General features: G+C 46.9%; 19 protein-coding genes and 2 tRNA genes. 7 read left to right on the forward strand and 14 right to left on the reverse strand.

Annotation, left to right across the window (positions count from 1 at the left end; all coding sequences use genetic code 11):
- Position 1: 1 nt before the first annotated feature.
- The 6 genes from P9B68_RS04725 to P9B68_RS04750 all read right to left on the reverse strand — a co-directional run bounded on the left by P9B68_RS04725 (position 2) and on the right by P9B68_RS04750 (position 7,241).
- The gene (locus tag P9B68_RS04725) at positions 2 to 811 is read right to left on the reverse strand and encodes an ABC transporter permease (protein WP_135656808.1); all 810 of its coding nucleotides are present in this window, start codon (positions 809 to 811) and stop codon (positions 2 to 4) included.
- On the reverse strand, positions 808 to 1,626 hold the full coding sequence (locus P9B68_RS04730; protein ID WP_135656806.1) for an ABC transporter permease: 819 nt from the start codon (positions 1,624 to 1,626) through the stop codon (positions 808 to 810). The genes P9B68_RS04725 and P9B68_RS04730 overlap by 4 nt, the downstream gene beginning before the upstream one ends.
- 2 nt (positions 1,627 to 1,628) lie before the next feature.
- Positions 1,629 to 2,756, reverse strand: coding sequence for a spermidine/putrescine ABC transporter ATP-binding protein (potA, locus tag P9B68_RS04735; protein WP_277668528.1), 1,128 nt, complete (start codon positions 2,754 to 2,756; stop codon positions 1,629 to 1,631).
- A 482-nt stretch (positions 2,757 to 3,238) separates the two neighbouring features.
- Positions 3,239 to 4,174, reverse strand: a complete 936-nt coding sequence (locus tag P9B68_RS04740) for a peptidoglycan-binding domain-containing protein (RefSeq protein WP_135656801.1) — start codon at positions 4,172 to 4,174, stop codon at positions 3,239 to 3,241.
- 244 nt (positions 4,175 to 4,418) lie between these two features.
- Positions 4,419 to 5,777, reverse strand: coding sequence for a UDP-N-acetylmuramoyl-tripeptide--D-alanyl-D-alanine ligase (locus P9B68_RS04745; protein WP_135656799.1), 1,359 nt, complete (start codon positions 5,775 to 5,777; stop codon positions 4,419 to 4,421).
- Positions 5,778 to 5,786: 9 nt separating this feature from the next.
- Positions 5,787 to 7,241 carry a UDP-N-acetylmuramoyl-L-alanyl-D-glutamate--2,6-diaminopimelate ligase gene (locus P9B68_RS04750; protein ID WP_135656797.1) on the reverse strand — a complete coding sequence of 485 codons (1,455 nt, stop codon included), beginning with the start codon at positions 7,239 to 7,241 and terminating at the stop codon, positions 5,787 to 5,789.
- A 300-nt stretch (positions 7,242 to 7,541) separates the two neighbouring features.
- Between P9B68_RS04750 and P9B68_RS04755 the strand changes: the two genes are divergently transcribed.
- The gene (locus P9B68_RS04755; RefSeq protein ID WP_207669526.1) at positions 7,542 to 8,906 is read left to right on the forward strand and encodes a radical SAM protein; all 1,365 of its coding nucleotides are present in this window, start codon (positions 7,542 to 7,544) and stop codon (positions 8,904 to 8,906) included.
- 107 nt (positions 8,907 to 9,013) lie between these two features.
- Here P9B68_RS04755 and P9B68_RS04760 read toward each other — a convergent pair whose 3' ends face one another.
- Together P9B68_RS04760 and P9B68_RS04765 are read right to left on the reverse strand one after the other, a co-directional pair.
- The gene (locus P9B68_RS04760; protein ID WP_135656795.1) at positions 9,014 to 10,210 is read right to left on the reverse strand and encodes a glycosyltransferase; all 1,197 of its coding nucleotides are present in this window, start codon (positions 10,208 to 10,210) and stop codon (positions 9,014 to 9,016) included.
- Complete coding sequence (locus tag P9B68_RS04765) at positions 10,210 to 11,274, reverse strand: glycosyltransferase family 2 protein (RefSeq protein WP_167875120.1); 1,065 nt, start codon at positions 11,272 to 11,274, stop codon at positions 10,210 to 10,212. Before P9B68_RS04765 ends, P9B68_RS04760 begins: the two co-directional genes overlap by 1 nt.
- A gap of 237 nt (positions 11,275 to 11,511) precedes the next feature.
- On the opposite strand from P9B68_RS04765, the gene P9B68_RS04770 reads away from it, so the two are divergent.
- The 6 genes from P9B68_RS04770 (at position 11,512) to P9B68_RS04795 (ending at position 14,840) form a co-directional block, all read left to right on the forward strand.
- Positions 11,512 to 12,768, forward strand: coding sequence for a glycosyltransferase (locus P9B68_RS04770; protein WP_277668529.1), 1,257 nt, complete (start codon positions 11,512 to 11,514; stop codon positions 12,766 to 12,768).
- Between the two features lie 112 nt (positions 12,769 to 12,880).
- Entirely contained in the window at positions 12,881 to 13,558 is a 678-nt protein-coding gene (locus tag P9B68_RS04775; RefSeq protein ID WP_135656789.1) for a DUF421 domain-containing protein, read from the forward strand.
- Positions 13,555 to 13,935, forward strand: a complete 381-nt coding sequence (locus P9B68_RS04780) for a DUF4363 family protein (protein ID WP_277668530.1) — start codon at positions 13,555 to 13,557, stop codon at positions 13,933 to 13,935. The genes P9B68_RS04775 and P9B68_RS04780 overlap by 4 nt, the downstream gene beginning before the upstream one ends.
- 166 nt (positions 13,936 to 14,101) lie before the next feature.
- A tRNA-Ser gene (locus P9B68_RS04785) sits at positions 14,102 to 14,190 on the forward strand.
- Positions 14,191 to 14,223: 33 nt separating this feature from the next.
- A tRNA-Ser gene (locus P9B68_RS04790) sits at positions 14,224 to 14,313 on the forward strand.
- A gap of 233 nt (positions 14,314 to 14,546) precedes the next feature.
- Positions 14,547 to 14,840 (forward strand): DUF3892 domain-containing protein, encoded by a 294-nt coding sequence (locus P9B68_RS04795; RefSeq protein ID WP_135656785.1) that lies wholly within the window; start codon positions 14,547 to 14,549, stop codon positions 14,838 to 14,840.
- Positions 14,841 to 14,848: 8 nt separating this feature from the next.
- On the opposite strand, the gene P9B68_RS04800 is transcribed toward P9B68_RS04795, so the two are convergent.
- From P9B68_RS04800 to P9B68_RS04825, 6 genes are all read right to left on the reverse strand, one after another.
- Entirely contained in the window at positions 14,849 to 15,319 is a 471-nt protein-coding gene (locus P9B68_RS04800; protein ID WP_135656783.1) for a VOC family protein, read from the reverse strand.
- Between the two features lie 118 nt (positions 15,320 to 15,437).
- Positions 15,438 to 18,068, reverse strand: coding sequence for a cation-translocating P-type ATPase (locus tag P9B68_RS04805; protein ID WP_135656782.1), 2,631 nt, complete (start codon positions 18,066 to 18,068; stop codon positions 15,438 to 15,440).
- 215 nt (positions 18,069 to 18,283) lie between these two features.
- On the reverse strand, positions 18,284 to 20,293 hold the full coding sequence (locus P9B68_RS04810; RefSeq protein ID WP_277668531.1) for a beta-galactosidase trimerization domain-containing protein: 2,010 nt from the start codon (positions 20,291 to 20,293) through the stop codon (positions 18,284 to 18,286).
- 24 nt (positions 20,294 to 20,317) lie between these two features.
- Positions 20,318 to 21,160: a carbohydrate ABC transporter permease gene (locus tag P9B68_RS04815; protein WP_135656780.1), complete on the reverse strand. Its 843-nt coding sequence runs from the start codon at positions 21,158 to 21,160 to the stop codon at positions 20,318 to 20,320.
- A 14-nt stretch (positions 21,161 to 21,174) separates the two neighbouring features.
- Positions 21,175 to 22,059 (reverse strand): carbohydrate ABC transporter permease, encoded by an 885-nt coding sequence (locus tag P9B68_RS04820; protein WP_135656779.1) that lies wholly within the window; start codon positions 22,057 to 22,059, stop codon positions 21,175 to 21,177.
- Positions 22,060 to 22,132: 73 nt separating this feature from the next.
- Positions 22,133 to 23,449 carry an ABC transporter substrate-binding protein gene (locus P9B68_RS04825; protein ID WP_243112893.1) on the reverse strand — a complete coding sequence of 439 codons (1,317 nt, stop codon included), beginning with the start codon at positions 23,447 to 23,449 and terminating at the stop codon, positions 22,133 to 22,135.
- Positions 23,450 to 23,659: the final 210 nt, after the last annotated feature.

Genomic DNA, 23,659 nt, shown 5'->3' on the forward strand with positions numbered 1-23,659 from the left:
TTTACGCCTCCCCCGCTTTTCCCGCCATCTTTTGGTCTTTGGACTGGCGGAAGTTGATAATCAAAAGGAGTATAATAATCGTACCGAACAGCAAAGTGGACAGCGCATTAATTTCCGGACTGATTCTTTTCCGCGTCATGGAATAGATGAAAATCGGAAGGGTCTGGGTTGTTCCGCTTGTAAAATAACTGATAACAAAATCGTCAATCGAAAGCGTAAACGCCATAATCATTCCCGTAACCACGCCCGGCATAATCTCCGGCAACACGACTTTAAAAAAGGCGAGAATCGGGCTGCAACCGAGATCCTGCGCCGCCTCGTACAAATTCGGGTCCATTTGCCGGAGCTTCGGCAGAACGGAGAGAATCACATACGGGAGGCAGAACGTAATGTGCGCCAGAATCAAAGAGAACATCCCCAACGTCAGGTTCCCCATGCTCTTCGCAACAAATACAAACAAAAGCATCAGCGAAACGCCGGTAACAATTTCCGGATTCACCATGGGAAGATTGGTTATGTTCATCACCATGCGCTTCATCAGCTTATTCATCCCGCCGATCCCAATCGCCGCAGCAGTACCGAGCACAGTCGAAACAAGCGCAGCAATAGCCGCGATCACAAGGGTATTGCGCAAAGCGATGAGGAGCATTTCGTCCTGAAAAAGCTTCATGTACCATTTCAAGGAAAAGCCGGACCAGACGGAACGGCTCATTGTCGTGGAATTATTAAAGGAAAAAATAATCAGAACGACAATTGGGGCATAGAGAAAAAGGAATATAAGCATGGAATAAATTTTTGAGATTGCTTTCATACCATAATTCCTCCTTCGTTGTTCTCGCCGTCGTCAAACTGGTTCATGATTCCCATGCAGATCAGGATCAGAACCATCAGCACAAGCGAAATTGCCGAGCCGAGGTTCGGGTTATAGGCGCTTCCCAAAAACTGCATATCGATCAGGTCGCCAATCATTAGATTTGCTCCGCCGCCCAGCATTTTGGAAATGATAAAGGTGCTAACGGCAGGCACAAAGACCATGGTCACCCCGGAAATCACGCCAGGCATACTCATTGGAAAAATCACCTTTGAAAATACCTTCACCCGGTTTGCGCCCAAGTCCTGCGCGGCCTCGACCACTTTCTTATCGATCTTTGTCAATACCGAATAAATCGGAAGAATCATGTAAGGAATGTAGTTATAGACCATGCCCAGAACGACCGCGCCCTGCGTATTGATCAAATGGAGCCTTCCCAGCCCGAAGAAAGCTAGCACATTGTTAATAATGCCGTTATCCTCCAACAATGTCATCCATGCGTAGGTTCGAAGCAGGAAATTCATCCACATCGGAAGCATCACGAGCATAATGATCACACTTTGGCGCCGGGGGCTGATACGGGAAATAATCCCGGCAAGCGGATAGCCCAACAGCAGGCAAATCGCGGTGGCGATTGCGCCTAGCCAAATGGAGCGCAGAAACACATTGGAATACTGGCCCACTTCCTCAATATTTTTCAAGGTAAACGAACCGCTTTTATCCGTAAAAGCAAAGATGACAACCAGAAGCATGGGAACAATAATAAAAATGACCATCCATACGATATAGGGAGCGGCCGCAGATTTTGCTTTCATTCTTATATCTCAGCCTCCTTACCTTCCGGCTGGCTCTCCTCATCCATTTCGTCACTAAAGGAGCTGTAGTCGCCAAACATGCCGGAATATTCCGATTTGTGCATGATGTGTATGTCATCCGGTTGAATAGAAAGCCCGATCCGATTTCCAACCTCCTGGTAATCGGTCGACTGGATCATCCACTTAAAGCCGTGGACATCAACGATGATTTCATAATGCACACCCTTAAAGTTAACGCTGGTAACCGTTCCGGAAAGATGGCTTGCATCCGGTTCCACAACATCAATGTCCTCCGGACGAATGACCACATCTACTGGTTCATCCGTCTGGAAGCCTTTGTCCACACATTTAAACGGGTGCCCGGCAAACTCAACCAGATAATCCTCGTGCATAATGCCGTCGAGAATATTGCTTTCCCCAATAAAATCAGCGACAAAGGCATTCTCCGGTTCATTATAGATGTCCTGGGGCGTACCGATCTGCTGAATCTCCCCTTTGTCCATAACGACAACTGTGTCGGACATGGAAAGGGCCTCTTCCTGATCGTGCGTAACAAACACAAAGGTAATACCGGTCTGTTGCTGTATTTTCTTAAGCTCAGCCTGCATATCCTTGCGCAGCTTTAAATCCAGCGCGCCAAGCGGTTCGTCAAGAAGCAGCACCTTCGGTTCGTTCGCAAGCGCCCGCGCTATGGCCACGCGCTGCTGCTGCCCGCCGGAAAGCAAATTGACGTTCCTGTGTTCAAAGCCGTTCAGATTGACCATGCTGAGCATTTCATGTACGGTCGTTTTAATCTGGCTTTCGCTTTTGCCGTGTACCCGCATTCCGAAAGCCACATTATCGTACACGTTTAAATGCGGAAACAGGGCGTATTTCTGAAAGATGGTGTTGACCTCCCTTTTATGCGGCGGAAGGTCGTTGATTTTTTTACCATTAAAAAAAACATCCCCAAAATCCTGTTTTACAAAGCCGCCGATAATTCTTAGGGTTGTGGTTTTCCCACAGCCGGAAGCACCAAGCAGGGTGACAAACTCACCATTTCGAATACTGAGGTTAAAATCCTTCAGCACGATTTCTCCGTCAAACGATACCGAGATGTTTTCCAATGATATGATGGGTGTATTTTCCAATAAGTGCATCCCCTTTGCGGTAAATTAGTTACGTTAAGCCTAGCGGTTAAACGCAATCCCGGCAACGCCGTTGCCACTGCCCTCCGCAAAGGATTTTTCACGATCATTCTGTGACCGCGGCAGTGAAGCGCCGCCAATATAAAATTTAGATGCAAACGCAACATAACAAATATAATGGTCTGTTCGTTATTTGTCAAGATTTTTTTGAATTTTTCAGCAAATTTCTATTGTTTTTTTGATTTATCATTGAATTTATTTTATTTTCCTCTGATTTTCTCTATTTTACTCTGTTTTTTATTGGTGATTTGCACACTTCATCCTTGTCCTTTCCGCACACCTACAGATGGAAAATCGAAAACCCTTTTTGAACGCCCGGCACAGCCACGAATTTTTCCGTATGACAAAATTTACCCCCGTCAATGACAGGGGTAACAAAAAGAATATTTCATTTATCGGACTGCATATCCGTGATCGCCATTTCTTTAAGCTGCCGGATTTTTCACGGCATTTGCACCGTAAATACTCTGTAAGGTGTTTTGATCCGCAATTCCGGTTTCTTTTAAACCGGCGGCATGCTGATAAAGCAGCACAGAATTATAAACACTATCGTCATAAACGGCACCTATGCTGCTGGAATAATAGCCGAGCTCTTTCAGCCTTTGCTCCAGCTTCTTCACCTCGCTGCCACGGGACTGTAACTGAAGCGGGAAATATTCAACCGGCTTCGCCTGATCCACCGTACGAATTTCCGCATTTGAAGTCGAAGTAACCGTTCCCGACTCCCCGAAGGTATAGGTTACGCCTTTAATTGTTCTGGTGGCATTTACCACATACTGTCCGTTTTCGTAATAATATTTTTCTCCATTATATGTAACAAAACCGTTTGTGGGGTAGGTAATCTGCGGAAGCTTGAACCACATTGTCCATTTTGCCCTGCTACGGCCAAATACCTTTTCGCATTTCATATTAACGCCATAATCACGGTTGTCCACAGCCATGTTGTCCCCTATGTAAACACCGACATGGCCAGGCTGGTATAAGATCAACCCATGGATTCTTGGCAGGGAAGACGGATCCGAGTAATTAATCGTCCCCTTTACGCTCGCGGACTCCAGCATACTGGCCGAGCTTCCCGCCACGGCAATCCGATTCGGTTTGGGATTGCTTGAATCATCCGTCCACCAGAGATAGGATTTAATTAAGCCCGAGCAATCCGTCCCCCGGGATGACCCGAAAAACTGGCCAAAACCGCTGGAACGATATTGCCATCCTTCCTCGTAAGCTTTTAATACATGCTCTGAAAGGCCGACACCCGTTTTTGCTTCCGCCGCAGCCGCAGGCGTAGGCGTGGTAGCGAAAGATGCCACAGCAACCGTAGCCGCAAGAAATGCTGAAAGAATCCAATGGCACTTTTTCATAATATCCTCCCGCTTTAAACATCCTCTATTTTAAAACATAATCGTTACAACTGTTACAAATTGGTTACAGTTTAGCATAAATTTGGAAATAAGACAATAGAAATAATACATTATTATTAAAAAGTTCACAATTTCTTTTAAATTTCTATAAAATTATTTGTTAAATAATTGTCATTTCTTTTCAAGACATAAAAACGGCGAACGAAATTCGTCCGCCGCATAGGATATTCGATAAAACCTATTTTCAAAGAAGCGCTTTTACAATCTGATCCGTTTTCATTGCGCGGGAACCTTTGACCAACACGGCGTCCCCGCCCATTAAAATGGATTTAAGCTTGGTGATCGCTTCGCTGTTATCGCCACAGGGAAAACAGGGAAGCTCCGGATGAACCGACCGTGCGCCCCGGACAATCTCCTTTGCCCTTTCCCCCACGGTAACCAGAGCGTCAATGCCGGCCTTGGCCGCGTATTCACCGACGTCGAAATGCGCTTTCTGTGAGTACTCCCCAAGCTCCAGCATGTCGGCCAGAACAGCAATCCGTTTGCCCGTATGGAAGCCGCAAAGCACGTCAACGCTGCTGCGGATCGCATCGGGACTTGCATTATAGGAATCATCAATCACCGTCACCTCGTTTACCCGGTGAATCTGCTGCCGCATGGCAAGCGGTCGATATTCCGCCAGCTTTGCAATCGCCTTTTCAAGCGGCACGCCAAGTGTTTTCGCTACCGCCAAACCCACCAGCGCGTTCGTCACATTGTGTATACCTAAGGCAGGAAGCCGTACTTCATACAAACCTTCCGGAGCAACCAGCGTAAACCTGGTGGACGCTTTCTCCGTCCGTATGTTATCCGCCCGGAAATCGCACCATGACTGGGTGCCAAACCATACAATTTTAAACTTCGCCGTATTGCGAAGCTGCGTAAGAAGCCGGTCGTCCCCGTTTAAAAACAACACGGAATTTTTGTGAAAGCAGTCCGTTATATGAAGTTTTTCATTCATAATATTCTGCTGTGTTTTTAACTGTTCAATGTGGGAAATACCGATATTGGTAACGACCGCGTAATCAGGAGCGGCAATTTGCGCTAGGCGGCTCATTTCCCCAAAATCACTCATCCCCATCTCAACAACCGCCACCTGATGGCTTTTATCCAATGTAAACATAGTCAGCGGAAGCCCGATCTGGCTGTTGAAATTCCCTTCGGTTTTCATAACGTTTAGGCCTGCCGACAACGCGAGGGCCACCATTTCCTTCGTCGTTGTCTTGCCCACGCTTCCCGTAATTCCAACAAAAGGGATGGAAAACCTCTTCCGGTAAGCGGCCGCGATCTGCTGGAGGGCCTGCTCGGTGCTTTGGACGCGGATCCAGACGTGCCGGTCTTCCATGCTGTCATGCTCCTGCGTCAGGGTAGCCAAGGCCCCCGCCGCAAAGGTTGCGCCGATAAATGTATGCGCGTTCGTCCTTTCGCCTTTGATGGGAACGAAAAGCGTGCCGCTGTCGATTTTCCGGCTGTCGGTGCTGACCGACGTTACAACGGTATCCGGATCGCCGCAAAGCAGCCTGCCCCCGCAGGCTTCGGCAATCTCCCGTGCTGTCATTTTCATTGTATCACCTTATATCGTTTTATTAATAATATCCGCAATGACCTCGCGTTCATCCAGATGATATTTTACACCACGAATTTCCTGATAGTCCTCATGACCCTTTCCGGCAAGTACGATTATATCGCCGTCCTCCGCGATCTCCATGCAGTATTTAATTGCTTCCTTCCGGTCGGGAATCACAACATATTCGCCCTTTGTTTTGGATAAGCCGACTTTAATATCTTCAATAATATCCATTACGTCCTCATAACGGGAGTTATCCGCGGTAATTACGGAAAGGTCCGCCATGTTCCCGCTGGTCTCCCCCATTTCATATCGGCGCGAACGCGCGCGGTTGCCGCCAGCCCCGAACATGCAGATCAGACGGTTCGGCTTATATTCGCGTAGCGTTTCCAGAATGTTCGCCATGCTAAGCGCGTTGTGCGCGTAATCAATTAATAAGGTATAGTTTCCAGGAACCGGTACCGGCTCCACCCTACCCTTTACCTTAACGGTATTCAGGCCGTCGATGATATTCTGCTGCGTAACATCGAAATGCCGACAGACGGCGACCGCGGCAAGCGCGTTGTATACGCTGAAATGGCCGGGGATATCGACGTCCACGCCAAAATTCAACTGCCCGCACAGATCAAAATGCACCCCAAGATAGCCGGGGCGTGAAATCAGCCTTTCCCCGGACGCGCGCAGACCGGCCTCCTCCCGGAAGCCATACGTCTCGATTTCGCAGGTGTGTCCTTCGATAATTCCTTTGTAATTTTCATCGTCAATATTGATTACGCCGGTTCTGCACTGTTTGAACAGCATATTTTTGCACTGCATATACTCTTCCAGCGTCTTATGCTCGTTTCCGCCGATGTGGTCTGGAGAAAAATTGGTGAACAAACCGATATCAAACGTAAATCCGGAAACCCGGTGATCCTTCAGCCCGATGGACGAGGCTTCAATTACGGCAGCCTTGCAGCCGCTGTCGGCCATCCTGCGCAAATAGCGCTGTACGTCGTAGGACTCCGGCGTTGTATTGTTCGTCTGAATGACTTCATCGCCGATGACGGTTCCGATTGTGCCAATCAAACCGGTTTTGATACCCGCGCATTCCAGGATGGAACGAATCATATACGAAGTCGTTGTCTTTCCTTTTGTCCCCGTGATGCCCACTACCCGGATTTGGTCGGCCGGATGGCCGAAATACGCCGCGGACATAACCGCCATCGCATAGCGGGTGTTTTTCACGTAAACGACCGGAACGCCCTTCACCTCCACCTCATGCTGTGCAATAATTGCGGCGGCGCCGGCGTCGGCCGCCTGCTGTGCAAAAGCATGGCTGTCGACGGAAGAACCGCACAGGCAGACAAACGCACAGCCTTTTACCACTTTACGCGAGTCGAAGATAATATCCGTTATCTCAACATCCATATTGCCGGGGCAGGAATATTTTAGTCCCTCAAGCAAACTGATTAATTTCATGATGAGCCTCCAAAACTATTTTTACAGCAATTCTACAAAGGGAGGGCAACGATTATGATTCATCCGCCATGATACCTGAAAAACCGATAAAAACAATCCGATTGAAAAACCGCCGTTACGCTTTTTTGATGATACAATAAAGCAAAGTCAAAGTCAAATGATTCCAAAGCTCCCGGCAATCTGACAGTTTCCAAAAAGTGTATGATATTTTGACTGAGCATTATTTTTGTATAGATACTTATTTCATTAAAAATGCTAGCATATAAAAAAATAGCGAAAATATGAAAGGGAGAATGTACGATGGGAACAGTCAATGAAATGCTGGAGTCCTACGGCCTGAAAAAAGTGTTGAGCTATTTAGACAATAATCCGGAAGAAAACGTCCCGAAGGTGTTGAACTGGGTAAGGAAATTTGACAAGGAGGATTATTACCACAACGCGTATGAACTTTTGGACGAAGCCCTGAAGGATCCCGACAACAACTGGTACAAACTGATTATGAGCCTTTATACGGATATCGATACCGGCGTCCGGAAAAAATTGTTTGAAAACTTTCTGATAAATTCCGCTATTCTGGGGTGCCAGCGCAAAAATAAAAATGAAGAAAAATACGACTGCAACATCCCGTGGGCTATCCTGATGGACCCGACCTCGGCATGCAACCTACACTGTACTGGCTGTTGGGCGGCGGAATACGGCAACAAGCTCAACATGAGCCTGGAAATGCTCAACAGCATTATTGAGCAAGGGAAAAAGCTCGGTACGTATATGTACATCTATTCCGGCGGCGAACCGCTTGTCCGCAAGAACGACATTATCAAGCTTTGCGAGAAGCACGACGACTGCGCCTTCCTTGCGTTCACCAACGCTACATTGATTGACGAAGCCTTTGCAGACGAAATGCTCCGGGTGAAAAACTTCATCCCCGCCATCAGCGTGGAGGGGTTCGAGGAAGCGACCGATTACCGCCGCGGCAAGGGCACCTATCAGGCAGTTATTAAGGCAATGGAAATTTTAAGGAACAAGAAACTGCCGTTCGGCATTTCCTGCTGTTATACAAGCAAGAATGTGGATGTAATCGGAAACGAAGAATATTTTGACGACATGATTGCGAAAGGCGCGAAATTCGCATGGTTCTTTACGTATATCCCGGTCGGCAAGGACGCTGTGCCGGAGCTAATGGCAACCGCACAGCAGCGTGAATTTATGTACCATCAGATACGGAAATTCAGGCAAACCAAGCCGCTGTTCACCATGGACTTCTGGAATGACGGCGAATATGTGAAAGGCTGCATCGCCGGGGGGCGCTGCTACCTGCATATCAATGCGAACGGGGATATCGAGCCGTGTGCGTTCATCCATTACGCGGACTCCAACATAAAAGAAAAGACACTTCTGGAAGCATATCAGTCCCCGCTGTTTATGCAGTACCGCAGGAACCAGCCATTTAACGAAAACCATCTGCGCCCGTGCCCCCTGCTCGACAACCCGGGCCGTCTGACCGACATGGTGAAAAAATCAGGCGCGGTGTCAACCGATATGACAAACCCGGAGGATGTGGAAGAACTGAGCGCCAAATGCAAAGACGCGGCAGAACATTGGGCTCCGGTTGCAGAGAAGCTTTGGGAAGCCTCCCACCCGATTATTCAAGATAAAATCAGCTAAAACGACATGCAGAAAGCTCCTGCTTCGGGCAGGAGCTTTTTCATCCCTGTGGGATGTTTCGGACAATCCGATCCATACATGCCCTTGCAAAAGTGGACGGAAGATTCTTACAGAGAAGCCCCTCCGATTAAGGCATACAGCTTATTGATCTCGTATTCGTTCGTATAATCGCATTTCTCCAAAGCCGCAGTAAACTGGGCGCGGCGTTCCTCGTTGAGCAACAAATCCTCCAGCCCCTCGGCGATTCCCTCGCTCGTCATAGGAACGATTAAACCGTTTTTGCCGGAGTCAATCTGATCCGCCGCGGTTGAAAAGTTCGTCAGTAAAATCGGGCGCGCCATGACCATGGCTTCGTCTACGGCAATGGATTTGCCCTCGAAACGGGATGGCTGCATGTAAATATCGCATGCCTTCAGATACGGATACGGGTTCGACCGTTCTCCCAGAAAACGGACATACTCTTCGATCCCCAACTCATGAATCTGATTGCGCAGGTTTGCTTCCTCCGGGCCGACCCCGATAATATACCACTTGAAGCGCAATCCCTTTTTCTTAAGCGCTGCAACGGCGGGCAGCGCGATGTCCAGCCCTTTCTGATGGGAAAGGCGCGCGATCGAAAGCACGCGCAACCCTGTAAAACCATCCTCAAAATCGGCCGGCTCCTCCGCCATATTCCGCATGAAGGTTGCGGAAATGATATTATAAATCACATGGAACTTTCCGGAAAACCCCGGGAAGGTACTGTCCAGCGCCGACTTGCAGGATTCCGAAACCGTACACAAGGCATTGAGCTGTTTGATGAAGGGATAGTCAAACTCTTTGTTTAAACCCATGGCAACGTAATCGCCGTGGATAAAACCGATTTTGGTTTTGCTTTTTACCTTTGTAACCGCATAATAGATCGGCTGGCCTTCCATAAAGGCAATTACCGCATCATATTCTTTTTTTGCCGGACGGATAAACCGTCGTTCCACATTCCACATGCGGGTCAAACGTTCTCCCATTGTACCCCTCAGTCCCGCAAAGGTGACCATCAAACGGCAGAAAGCAATCAGCGGATGCCCTTTTAAGATCAGTTTAAAAAAGGCCTGCCGGATGTTCAGCTTATATTCCGCCGGAAAAAGCGGAGGCAAAAGGTTTACCTTTGCCGGAACGCGGCTGAGAAACAGCCCTTCATTTGCAAAAAGCTGCAAATCCACGTCATAATTTTCATAATCGAAAAGCGACAGCACAGTAACCAGACTTTTTTCAATACCGCCGCTGTGCAAACTGTAATTGATAAATAGAACGCGTTTCTTCGTCATTATTTCTTCCCCGTATCTTTAAAAAGCATATTGGAATAAAACCGATAAAAGAGATAAACAAGTAGTGTGTTTTTCGACCGGATAACGCGCAGGATAATCCGATCCGCACGGCTGCCGTTTTTCAGATAATCGGACTTCGCCGCCTGCCGGAGCAGCGGGTTTTTCAGGATACCCCGCACCTCCCGGTACCGTTTCTGAAAACGCGCGGGATTCATCGGGCTAAAGCAGTTCACTAGTGAAGAATGCGCCGCGCTGCGCAGCAGCCACGCCAGATGCCTTTCGCTGTACTTCTCATATAAATTCTGTTTTTCCAGAAAATCGCGCACGATCTGAAAGCAGGCCGTCAACATCTCCATTTTGCGCGGACGGTATTTCGTGCTCAGGGACTGCGGGTTATAGCGGTAATGGTAATAAGCGCCGCCCAGAACAAGCACACGATCCGTTAAACAATGCGCCATGATGGAAACCGGCAGGTCTTCCAGCATAATCTCCTGCTCGTTAAAATACACCAGATGATTTCGCACAAACCATTCACGCCGGAACATCCTGCGCCATGCACACCCAAGCATCTCCACCTGCCGCCATTGGCTGTCGCCGGGGTCCGGACCGATCAGCTGGGTAAGCAATGTTTCCCGGGTTTCTTTATCGAACGCGGGAAAACTGACGGGCAGCTTGCAAACACGCTGTTCGCCGTCCATAAGATTTTCCCGCACAAAGTTAAAGACAACCATATCGGCACGGCATTGCTCGGCGGAATCATATAGGGTTTGCAACATCTCCGGGTCAACCCAGTCGTCCGAATCAATAAAAACCAGATAATCGCCGGAAGCACGGGCCGCACCGTAATTGCGCGTGTCCCCCAGCCCGCCGTGGGGTTTATCAAGAACCTTTACCCGCGGATCCTTCTCAAACTCGCGGGCTATAGAAAGGGAATTATCGGTTGATGCATCATTTACTAAAAAGATTTCGATATCTGTCAGCGTCTGTGCCAGAATACTGTTCACACACTGCGCCAAATACTTCTCAACATTATAGACAGGTACAATAACACTTACCTTCGGCAAAACCGATCCTCCTTCACACTTAAATACTGTATCTCCAAAGCAAAATCGAATACGATGAAACTTTTCTGTTTTTACAAGCAAAACACGCAAAAAACGGGTATGCTGTTAAAGTTTGTATATTAAAATAATACCATTTCCCCACACCCAATACAAGAATATTTTGTAATACCGTGTTGAATTGCGGTATTCGTTATGCTATTCTTAGAGTATTAATGCTATCAGGAGGCTGTTTTTAAAATGAAGGACTGCCTATTGCTATTAACAAAAACCTTTCCTTTCGATAAAGGGGAAGAATTTATAGAAGACGAAATCGCCATCCTGGCAAAGGAATTTCAAAAGGTCATTCTGATCGCCACAAGCACTACCGACCAACCGGAACAAACGCGAAGCGTTCCGGAAAACGTAAGTGTTCACTTTATCCCCGCTTCGAAAGTAAAGCGAGGCCTTGCCGGCGCCATGGCCAGGCAATTTCCCTTTAAGGATTATAAGGGCTATTCCGGAAAAGATGAGCGCAGGGCTGTAAAAGGCTCCTTAAAAAAAAGGTTGTATTTAAGCTATTTTATTGCAAAATCGGAAATTATTTATGACGAGTCCGTAAAAATTCTTGCAAAATACGCCATGGAGAAATTTGACGGCATTACTTTTTACAGCTATTGGTTTTACGATACCGCTATGGTTGCCGCAAAGCTGAAAAAATACTACGGTGCCATCAACGGCCGCGTTGTCTGCCGCGCACACGGCTACGATTTGTACGCCTACCGGAATTCCATGAATTATCTGCCGCTCCGGTATTATATTTTAAAAAATGTCGACATGGTCTACCCGTGTTCGAACAACGGCAGCGAATATTTAAAGGAGCGGTATCCTGATTATGAGAACAAAATCCAAACCGCGTATCTTGGGACGCGCGATTTCGGGACAAAAGGCGCAAGCGGACACGATCCGTTCCATATCGTAAGCTGCTGCCATATTGTTCCTTTAAAACGGGTGGATTTGCTCGCCCAGGCGCTCAGTAAACTTAGCGGCAGCGGCCTGAAACTGAAATGGACCCACTTCGGGGGCGGGGACGCGCTGGAAGATCTCAAACGGTACGCGGCTGAAAATTTGCAGTTTATGGAATGGAAATTCGCCGGCGCGGTGCGAAACAGCGAACTGATGGAGTTTTACAAAAACACCCCTGTGAATTTATTTGTAAACACAAGCAGTACGGAAGGGATTCCGGTTAGTATTATGGAGGCCTGCTCCTTTGGAATACCGGCGGTTGCGACAGACGTGGGCGGTACAGGCGAAATTGTAAAAGATGGTGAAACGGGATTCTTAGTCCCGGCAGATATCACGCCGGACAAGCTGGCAGAAACCATTCGGTCCGCCGTTTCCCTTCCAGCGGAAAACATGGCGAAATTAAGAAAGAACTGCCGTGAATTGTATTTGCAAAACTTTTGTGCAGAAACCAATTTTGCAAAGTTTGCAAAGTTAATCAAACCTATTTCATAATTAGAAAGTTTTGGCTCCGGCTTTACAGCTGGGGCTTTCGTTTTTCCAAAAATTACGAAAGCAAAATGAATAAGCGGATAACAGCGGTTGATACTATCCTTAGGTGATAAGAATGACGATTTCATTTATACGGACCTTGCTGCTCTACATAGTGATTATTGCAGCAGTAAGGCTGATGGGAAAACGACAGATCAGCGAGCTGCAGACAAGTGAGCTGGTTGTCACGCTTTTAATTTCCGATATTGCGGCCATCCCTATGCAAGACACGGGACAGCCGCTCGCAAGCGGATTTATCCCAATTGCGGTATTGGTCATGTGTGAAATCGTAATATCTGCTTTGATGTTAAAAAGCACGAAGTTCAGAAGGCTCATCTGCGGTCGCCCGCTCATTGTGATAAACGACGGAAAGGTGAACCAGAAGGAAATGCGCCGCCTTCGCATGAGCACCGAGGATCTTTCGGAACAGCTTCGCCAGAAAAATGTATTCAGCATCGAAGACGTGGCTTATGCGATTATCGAAACAAACGGAAAAATGAGCGTGATTAAGAAACCGGATAAGGAGCAGCCGACCGCCGGTATGCTGGGCGTTGCGCTTCCGGATACTGGGATTGAAACCGTTGTCATCAGCGACGGCGTTATATCGGATTTTTCCCTGCAGCTCTGCAATAAAACCCGTGATTGGCTTGACGGCGTGTTGCGCGGCAAAAATATAAAAGCGGAAGATGTTTTTATTATGACGGCAAACCGAAAGGGAGATTTCAATATCATTAAAAAGGATGATCAGCAATGAAGCGTATATGGGCTTCGGTAATCATATTTGTATTTCTTGTTACAATCTGCACAATCGGCACAATTACTACGAAAAAGGTCAGCGGCCAAATGACGCAGACCGTCAGCAGCGCAAAGGAAGCGGCAGCAAAGGGAGACACGGATACCGCCTTAGAGCTAAGCCGGAAAGCATTATCAGACTGGCATAACAAGCACTCCTTTCTTTGTACATTCATGCCGCACAGCCAACTGGAAGCAATCGACCAGACGCTGTCCACCCTGCCCATGCTTTGTTATTATAATGCTATGGACCAATTTGAGGCCGAATGCGACCGGGCAATTACCCAAATTATGTTTTTGAATGAATCACAACTGCCAAGCTTGGCAAACATTTTGTAATTTCCAAAAGGACTCCTGCAGAAACGGCAAAATAGCCGGATTTGCGGGAGTTATTTTGAGTATAAAGTAAAAATGCCTGTAATTTATTACTATAAATAAAGATTTTTTGCAGAATCCATTGACATATGCATAGGAAATATGATATTATTAATCTCGCACTTGTGATGGAGAGGTGTCCGAGTGGTTTAAGGAGCTAGTCTTGAAAACTAGTGATCCCGCAAGGGACCAAGAGTTCGAATCTCTTCCTCTCCGCCATCTCTTTCAATACAATCTTTTTATTCACAACGTGGAGAAGTACCCAAGTGGTGAAGGGGCTCCCCTGCTAAGGGAGTAGGTCGGGTAACCGGCGCAAGGGTTCAAATCCCTTCTTCTCCGCCAAACCCGCATGAATGCTGAATTCATGCGGGTTTTTCTTTTACGCAATAGTGGCGGCAGATGGCACGAAAAATGATAAAATTGATTCCTATTTTCCACTTTATTGCTCACTCTATTGCTCACTTCAATAACCATCATGCCGGCAATCAACCGACGGGGTGCGTTCAAGCAATCATTTGCATATCCTCCCGTTATAGTGGAAAACTACTGCTAAATTCTGTTTGGGAGGTAATTCTATGTCAGATCAAATGGACTTATCAAAATTGCCGATGATGGCAATGAAGGACATCCCGGAACCAAAAGCAGACGCTCAGAAAATTACCGCTTTAGTCAAAGAAAGAGGCCGCATTACCGGCTACCAGTTAGCGGACGGACGCATTTTGAATAAGGAGGAAGGCGTTCAGCTCGCAAAGCAGGGCGGCATCCGCGGGGTTGGCATCGCTTCAAGAAATGGAAATGAATACCTGAAATCTTTGCCGGATGAAACGGAAGACAATAATTTAGGTATGCTACCATCCGTAAAACAGTAATTCCCGCCTTATTTTAAGGATTCTTGGACCCTTTTTACAAATTCAAGCGGGTGCTGTATGATTTTCGCCGTTTCTTCCGCGGTAAACCCGTCTTTCAAATAACGCCGCGCAATAACCTCCATGGACTCGCCAACTTCAATCATATGATAATCCGGGTCATAAATACGGACGACCCTTTGCTGCCACTCATGCTTCTTAGGAGGATGGACGTATTTTATCTCCGGGTGAGCATGTAATTTCTCTAAAAATTCGTCAAAGTCATCAACTTCGAAATACAGCTCCATATTATTGGATTTTTCGACAATATCCCCTTCCGAAAGGCCCGTCAGCCATGCGAAATTCTGCTGGATGGCAAAACCGCCGCTGAACGTAACATTCCAACCCAAATCCAATACTACTTTTTGCTCAAACAAATCCGAATAAAATTTCTTCGATATTTCAACGTCTTTTACGGCTAATAACGCCAGCTGAAACTTCATAATATCCTCCCCTATTATTTTTTATTTTTATTATACCATGAAACAATCCGTACGGTATAAGAAAGAAATACTTGCATACAAAATAAGGCTGCATCTCTTCAAGGATGCAGCCTTATTGTTATTTTACTGCCTTTCTTTTAAACAGTTTGACAATTTCAACGATCGGGATAACGGAGAAAGCAAGTGCTAAGGCCACGCAATACTCCACAAAAGAAATCTCCTCAAATCCAAACGCCGTGGAAAGTGCCGGAATATAAATTACGGCTGTAGTGAGGACCAAAGAGCCGATCATCGCACCGATCAGGAAAAGATTGTGGTGCGGAATTGCCAGGATGGACGCGTGCCGCGAACGCATATTGAACGAATGAAAGATTTCCGCCATGGACATAGTAAGAAACGCCATGGTAACCCCGTCCGGACTGTTGGTAATCTCCCATCTGCCGTTCTCCATAAAATGGCCAATAAAATAGGCGGCAAGCGTCAGGCAGGAAACCATGATACCCTGATAAAGCACATCCCATCCAAGGCCGCCTGAAAAAATGCCCGCTTTGGGATCCCTGGGCTTACGGGACATCAAATCCTTTTCCCCCCGCTCCATACCGAGCGCCAAGGCCGGGAAACAGTCCGTAATCAGGTTAATCCAAAGAAGATGGACGGGTTTTAAAATGGTAAATCCAAGGATTGTCGCCACAAATACGGAAATAACCTCGCTTAGGTTGGACGAAAGCAGGAATTGAATGGACTTTCGGATATTGTCGTAAATAACCCGGCCTTCCTCAACTGCTGAAACAATGGTAGCGAAGTTATCATCCGCCAAAACCATATCTGCTACGTTTTTGGTAACATCCGTACCGGTAATGCCCATTCCGATGCCGATATCCGCGCTTTTAATTGAAGGAGCGTCGTTGACCCCGTCCCCTGTCATGGCGGTAATCATGCCGCGCTTCTTCCACGCGTTGACAATCCGCACCTTATGTTCGGGCTGTACTCGGGCGTAAACGGAATATTTCTCAATATCCCGGTTAAATTCTTCATCACCGATCTCATCCAGTTGGATACCCGTCAGCGCCTGCGAAGCGTCTGTTATAATTCCAAGCTGGGTAGCAATGGCTACCGCAGTATCTTTATGGTCGCCCGTAATCATAACCGGACGAATGCCCGCCCCCTTGCATTCCGCAATCGCGTCAATGACTTCCGGGCGAATCGGGTCAATCATCCCGACAAGGCCGATGAAGGTAAGCTCATGTTCCAGAAATTCCGGCTCGAACGAAGCCGGAGCCTGCGGATAGGTTTTATACGCGGCGCCCAGAACGCGGAGCGCCTGGTCCGCCATTCTCTTATTCTCCGCAAGCACTTTGGAACGAAGTTCCTGCGTTAACGGCACCGCTTTGCCGTTCTGAAGAATATGGGTGCATTTTTTTAGGATTTCATCCGGCGCGCCCTTTGTGTACTGTATAAATTTCTTTCCCGCCGCGTGTATCGTAGACATCATTTTGCGCATGGAGTCGAACGGGGCTTCCCCGATACGGGGCATTTTCTCTTTCAGCTCATATTTTTTTAGGGATAAAGCGTTGGCGTAATTCACCAGCGCGTTTTCGGTCGGCTCCCCCTTCACCTCGCCTTTTTCGTTTAGCTCCGAGTCACTGCAAAGCGCCATCGCTTCCGCCAGCAGACGTTCATCATCGCCGTAGTGCTCAACAACCGTCATCTTGTTCTGCGTCAGCGTTCCGGTTTTATCGGAGCAAATAATCTGCGCACAGCCGAGTGTTTCCACCGCCGTTAATTTGCGGATAATCGCGTTGCGCCTTGACATATTCGTTACGCCGATGGAAAGAACGATGGTTACAACGGTGGCAAGCCCCTCCGGAATTGCCGCCACAGCCAGGCTGACCGCCACCATGAAGGTATTCAAAACAATCTCTCCGGTGAAATTTCCTTCTTTCAGAAGGCTGAACGCGAACATAAAAATGCAGATTCCGATGACCATGTATGTTAATATTTTGCTCAATTGGGTCAGCTTTATTTGTAGCGGGGTTTCGCCCTGTTTCGCATTAGCAAGCGCATCCGCAATCTTGCCCATTTCTGTTTCCATGCCGGTTGCGCATACAACCGCCCTGCCTCGGCCGTATACGACTGTACTGCCCATGTACGCCATATTTTTCCGGTCGCCGAGCGGGATTTCTTTTTCCTTATTCAGGCCAAGGGTATCGACTATTTTATTGACCGGAACGGATTCGCCCGTCAAAGCCGCTTCCTCGATTTTCATACTGGCGCTTTCAATAATCCGGCAGTCCGCCGGAACGGCGTCGCCGGCTTCCAGAATAATGACGTCGCCGGCAACCAGATCCTCGCTTTTTATGGTAGTTACCGCACCGTCGCGAAGGACCTTGGAGGTTGCCGCCGCCAGTTCCTGCAATGTCTCAATCGCCTTTTCTGCCTTGCTTTCCTGATAAACACCCAATATGGCATTGATCAGAACCACAACGAGAATGATGAACACATCCGCCGAGGATTCATTCGAATAAGCCGAAGTAATCGCGGAAATCACCGCGGCTACAATCAAAATAACGGTCATCGGCTCTAAAAGCTGTTGAAAAAAACGCTTCACAAGGGATTCTTTTTTTCCCTGCGCCAGCTTGTTTTTTCCGTTTGCCTGCAGGCGCTCTTGCGCCTGCGCTGCAGAAAGCCCTTCCTGGCAGCTGTTCAAATACTGAAATACCCTTTCTGTGTCTTCCAGATAAAACTTCATTTTTTCCTTCCTTCCAAATGCAAAAACTCAATTTATATATACAAAAAGACTCATGCACAACTTTATGTAAGTTATGCATGAGTCTCGTTCATTAAGACAAGCCAGGCCAAAACGGCCATGTATGTTGACTTGGCACATACGCAAAAACGTAAGTAAACTACTCCCTCAGGTTAGTTTTATTTTACCAGTTAATCGCATTTCTGTCAACTGCTTTTTTACGATCCGGATGAATATTGTATACTTACCATCGCATGGCCTTCGATTTTGTCCGGCGTGAAAGTGAGATACCCATCCTTTTGCCCAAACGCAAGGTTCTGTCCCTGCGGAACAAGCTGAACAGAGCGCACGTTTCTGTCCCCCACATAGAGACGGAAGGTCACATCGTACAAAGGCAGGACATCCTCAATGGTATAAATATCCTCCGACCGCTTTTCCGTAATATAGTGAAGCACATGAAGGATATCGCGATTTTCGCTTTCCTGACGGTTCAGGGAAGTAATCACAGTAGACGGTCCATTGTGCGACGCCAGCTTGTACGGGAGCAAAAGCTCAATGGCATCCTTCATAATCTGTTTGCACCAGTTTGCGCAGTTTTTACGGTATATGCGGAAAACCGGGTGGGCAAAGTAAATCACATTGCCTTTTCTGGCTGCCGCCGCATAGCCCTTTCTGCCGGAAGAAGGCGTATGCTGGTGGGAACAGAAAGTGTTTCCTTCGCGGTTAAAGTAGGGCTGGATGCTATCCATCAACACTTCGGCGTCGTTGACCCGCGTTTCCGCCGCCCGCAGGTACATTACGTATTCTTCGCGGTTCAGGTCTTTGCCGATTATGTCATTCGGCAGTATGAAGTCCCTGTAATACGGCGACTCCTTTATATAGGACACCCCATAGATACTATCCGAACCGTTTTTTGTATCCAGGCAGGAATGGTACGTACCGATAACTTTTCCGCCCTTTGCAATATAGTCTTTCAGCTTTTCCTCCACGTCCCTGCGGAAAAGGATGTCGTCCGGGAGAATAATCAGCGGGTACTTATCCATCGGCGTTGTACTGTCAATAATATCAAACTGGTAGGAAAGCTCCTGCAACATGCGAACCGCCCCTACAAGCGCCGACGGAAGTCCCAGATCATGCTCTTCCTCCGTGTAAAATTCCTCAGGCGTCAAAACAGCAATCTCTGCCTTAGGGACGGCTCCCCTGCAATAAGGTTCTTTCTCTTTTACCTGCGAATAAACATGCCCGATAAGATCGTAAGAGCCCTTTGAAAGCTTCCCCGAAGGATGAAGTTGGTCGCCAATCGAGCACCCCGCACCCATTGCAAGCATATTGAAGCATTCGAACGCAAGAGCGGCTTCATTTTTTAAGGAATGAAAATCGCCCCAGTAGGTATGAAATTTTCCGGTCATCCCGATAAAATCTTTTCCCAAAGTCCTTGCATAGCGGGCGGTTGCAGGGAAATGGTCGTACCCCCAGCCTCCGCTCGGAAGGGATTCCAGTTCCAGATGCGTGTAATCTTTAAAACTGTTTTTGGAAGCAGGGCCTACATGGGAACTGTTATAGAAAATCTCCGCATCGGGAACCCGTTCGCGGATAAAGGCGGTAATTTCTGTTTTGAACTCCTCCAACATATGGATCGAGTAGGCCAACCTGTCGGATTTTTTTGTATGGTCATATCCAAACGGCTTCATTTTCGCCTGACAGTGCGGACAGTCGCAGTCGGCCTTAAACAGAATATCCATGAAAAATCCGTCGATGTTTTGCACGCCGATTACATCAATAATATCCTGCAAATGCTCCTTAAAAAAATCCCTGTATCCGCTGTTCAGACAAATTGTGTAGTAGAAATGCGGCTTCGGAACGCCCTGTGTGTCTATGTATTTTCCGTCCGCGCTAACTGCCAGCCACTCCGGATGTTCGCGCATGATGCGCCCGTCCCACTGAACCGTTGTGTAAATCGGAACCCGTATATTATGCCTGTGGCAGGCTTGAATTTGCTCCGGAAGCAGGTTATGGTTGGTCAGCGCAGGATGGATCAGTTCCGGAAACTTTTTCGACGGATAATAAAGCCAGCCGTGGTGGCACCGGGCAAAGCATGTGACCGAGTCAACATTTGCTTCTTCTAGTATGCGTGCAAAATCCTCGGCTTGAAAATCTTTCGCCACATCCGGAATATATTCGCTTGTATGAAAATCGAGATGAACCTGCCTGAATCGTAATTCGCCCATTCTTTTTTCTCCTTCCCTGTTCACTTATTCCTTTACCGCTCCTGCGGCAAGTCCGCTTTCCACTTTTTCCTGGAACAGCAGATAAATTACCATTGGAATAAAAACCGTAATGACAATTGCCGCCATCAGCGGACCGTAGGCGGAGCCTCTTTCTCCATTAAAATTCAGAAGCCCCAAGGCAACCGGCTTCAGCTTATCATCATTGATAAAGAGCAAGGGGAATAGGATATTGTTCCACGCACCTAAAAAATTAAAAATGGAAATCGTCGAAATTGCTGGAACCGTCAGCGGAAGCACGATACGGGCATAAATCTGAAAATATCCGGCCCCGTCTATAATCGCCGCTTCCTCAAGGGAACGGTTGATTCCTTTCATAAAACGTTGAAGAACGTAGATGCTGAACGAAAGGGAAAAAGCAACATAAATCAGCACCAACGCGACAAGGTTGTTTTTTAAGTTGAACTTGCCGATCATGTAGGCAATTGGCACAAGTATGGTGTGAACCGGGATCATCATGCCGGCGAGGAAAAAGATTGTCAGGGCTTTTCCGCATTTTAAATTGAAACGGGAAAGCGCATATGCCGCCATGGAGGACACCACCGCCAAAATCACAACCGTAGCAATCGAAATGACCAGACTGTTTATGAAGTAGGTACTCATATTTGCGCCGTTCCACGCTTCCACATAATTGTTGAAGCGGAATGATTTTGGCAGGGCAAAAGGATCGCTGAAAATCTCGGTGTTGTCCTTAAAAGAGGACAGTACGGTAAAGACCATCGGGCAAATAAACATCAGCGCCATGGCAATTAAAAAAGCAACCAGGCCGGCTTTTCCCAGCGCTTTCCTGCCCTTATAATTTTTATTCATTTTTTAACCTCCCATCAATTCTCTGTCCGGCTGGTTAAATATTCGCTGCCAACCGTCAGGACTAGTGCGATTAAAAAGATGATAATGCCGATCGCACTACCAATTCCGTAATGGTCGTAACGGAAGGCTTCATAATACATCAGGGTCGTCGGCAGATTCGTTAGGCCGTTCGGACCGCCCTCGGTCATGACGAAGATCAGATCGAACACCTTAACCGTTCCGATAATATCCATTACGATACACAGACTGATAATCGGTTTCAGCATGGGAACCGTAATGAGAAAGAATTTTTGCACAGTAGTAACCCCATCGATTTGAGCCGCCTCATAGATATCATCCGGAATCGTCGTCAACCCTGCTATTAAAATGACCATATAATAACCGATTCCAGCCCATATGTTAACGAATATAATCGTATTCATTGCTGTCGAAGTGTTAATAAGCCAAGGGGTAACCAGATTGGCAAGCCCCAAGTTCGTCAAAAGTGCGTTAAAAGAGCCGTTCGGCATAAAAATAAAGTACCACAACAGACCGACCGCTGTAAGTGGGAATACGGTTGGAACAAAATAAACAGCCTTAAAAAAGCGGTATCCCCTGCATTTTGTGTTGATTGCAACTGCGAGCAAAAGGGCAATCGGGGTGTGAAAAAGCACGCTGAAAAAGACCATTTTCCCCATATTCTGCAAAGAAATCAGGAATCCCGGGTCTTTGAAAACGGTTATGTAATTTTTTAAGCCAACCATTTTAATCGAGGTGCCTGCGATTCCTTTCCAATCCGCAACGGAAAAGTAAAAAGCGCCTATCATAGGAACAATCTGGAATAAAACATAGAGCACAAGCGCTGGCAAGATAAACAAAAAGATTTTAAACTTATCTTTTCTCGATTTTAAATAAATCATCTTCATTCCTCCCATAAAGGGAATTCCAGAGATTTTCATCTCTGGAATTCCGCTTTAAAACATTACAGGCTGCTTATTTCGATTTGTCAATTTCAGACTGAATTTGCTGTGCCGCCTGTTCAGGAGAACTTCCAACCAGCATGCTTACAATTGCATTTCTTGTTGTATCCTGCATGGATGCAAGCGGATCAAAATCAAAAACGTCGACGGCAATACCCGTGGAAGTTTTACCGAGCTCTATGTTATCCAAGAGCAACGGATTTACCTTTTGGGTATCAATATCAACATCCGTTCTTGGAATCAGGAAAGAAGCTTCTTCCGCAAAGCGTTTCGCGGCATCTTTCGAGGTGAGCATTTTCAGTAACTCAATCGTATAATCTTTCTCTTTTCCCGTCAGTTTTCCATTCACCATGTACGGGCTGATAACCTGCATATCTTCATTTTTGTACTGTGGTTTTTCATCGAAATACGGGAATTTCGCAACTTTAATATCATCCGCGACCGGACAGTCTTTTTTGTTTGTGAAATTGCTTATGTTCCAGGTGCCGGTAATAATCATACCCGCCTGTCCCTTCTGGAACTGTGAAAGTACGATATCGTCGCTGATACCGGCCGCTCCGGACGGGAACGCCCCCATATCATTGAGCTCCTTAACAAAACTCAGCGATTTCACAACGTCGGGGTCCGTCCAGTTCATGTTTCTTGCTCCAAGCTTTTTTGCTGCCCCGGTTCCCATCCATTTGTAGAAAATCTGGTCGTGGAGATGGCCTGCCATATAGGTTGTTTTTGCACCCAGAGCAATTGGGGTTACATTGATTGCCTTTAATTTCTGAATGGCTGTTTTAAACTGGGACCATGTCTCCGGGAAGGAATCGATTCCGGCCTTCTTAAAGAGAGCCTCGTTATAATAAATACCGATCAGGCCCGATTCCATTGGAATCGCGTAAGTCCCGTTATGGTTTGGAACCTGATAGTAAGAAAGCGCGCCGGGCACGAATTTGTTCCATTCCGGGTCCGCCTTCAGAACCGGGTCCAGATCCATAATCAAGCCGTTGTCAATATATTCGCTCAGGTTCGCAACGCCCTGAATCCGGAAAATATTCGGGAGCGTGCCGGAAGAAAGATCGGTTTTCAGCTTGTTGTTAAAGGAAGACTCGTCGCCCTGTGACTCATCAATAACATTCACGTCCGGATGTTTGCTTTCGAACTCTTTGATAATGTCTTTAAAAATTTCAACCTGTTTGGTCGTACCGGCCATTCTTGTTAAAAGCCGGATCTCAATTTTTTCCCCATCGGAATTGCCGTCGCTTTTGCTTCCGGTGCTCCCGGAACATGCCGTCATGCCGGCGCAAAGGGCAGCCGCAAGAAACAGGGATAAAAACCTTTTCATAATGATACCTCCATTTTTTAATAAAGGAATATCTTCCCTTTCTCTGGACTTTATCATAACAACAATTTACCTATTAAGAACATGGACAATTTCCTTTTTATTTGTACTTTTTTCATATATTTTTTTGTTTCTGTTAAAAAATATCGAATTATTGATTCATATATGCAACTCTATTTAAAAAAACATGTTAAAATAATGCAGATATAAACA

Source organism: Caproiciproducens galactitolivorans (genome assembly GCF_029266045.1).
Taxonomy (GTDB): domain Bacteria; phylum Bacillota; class Clostridia; order Oscillospirales; family Acutalibacteraceae; genus Caproiciproducens; species Caproiciproducens galactitolivorans.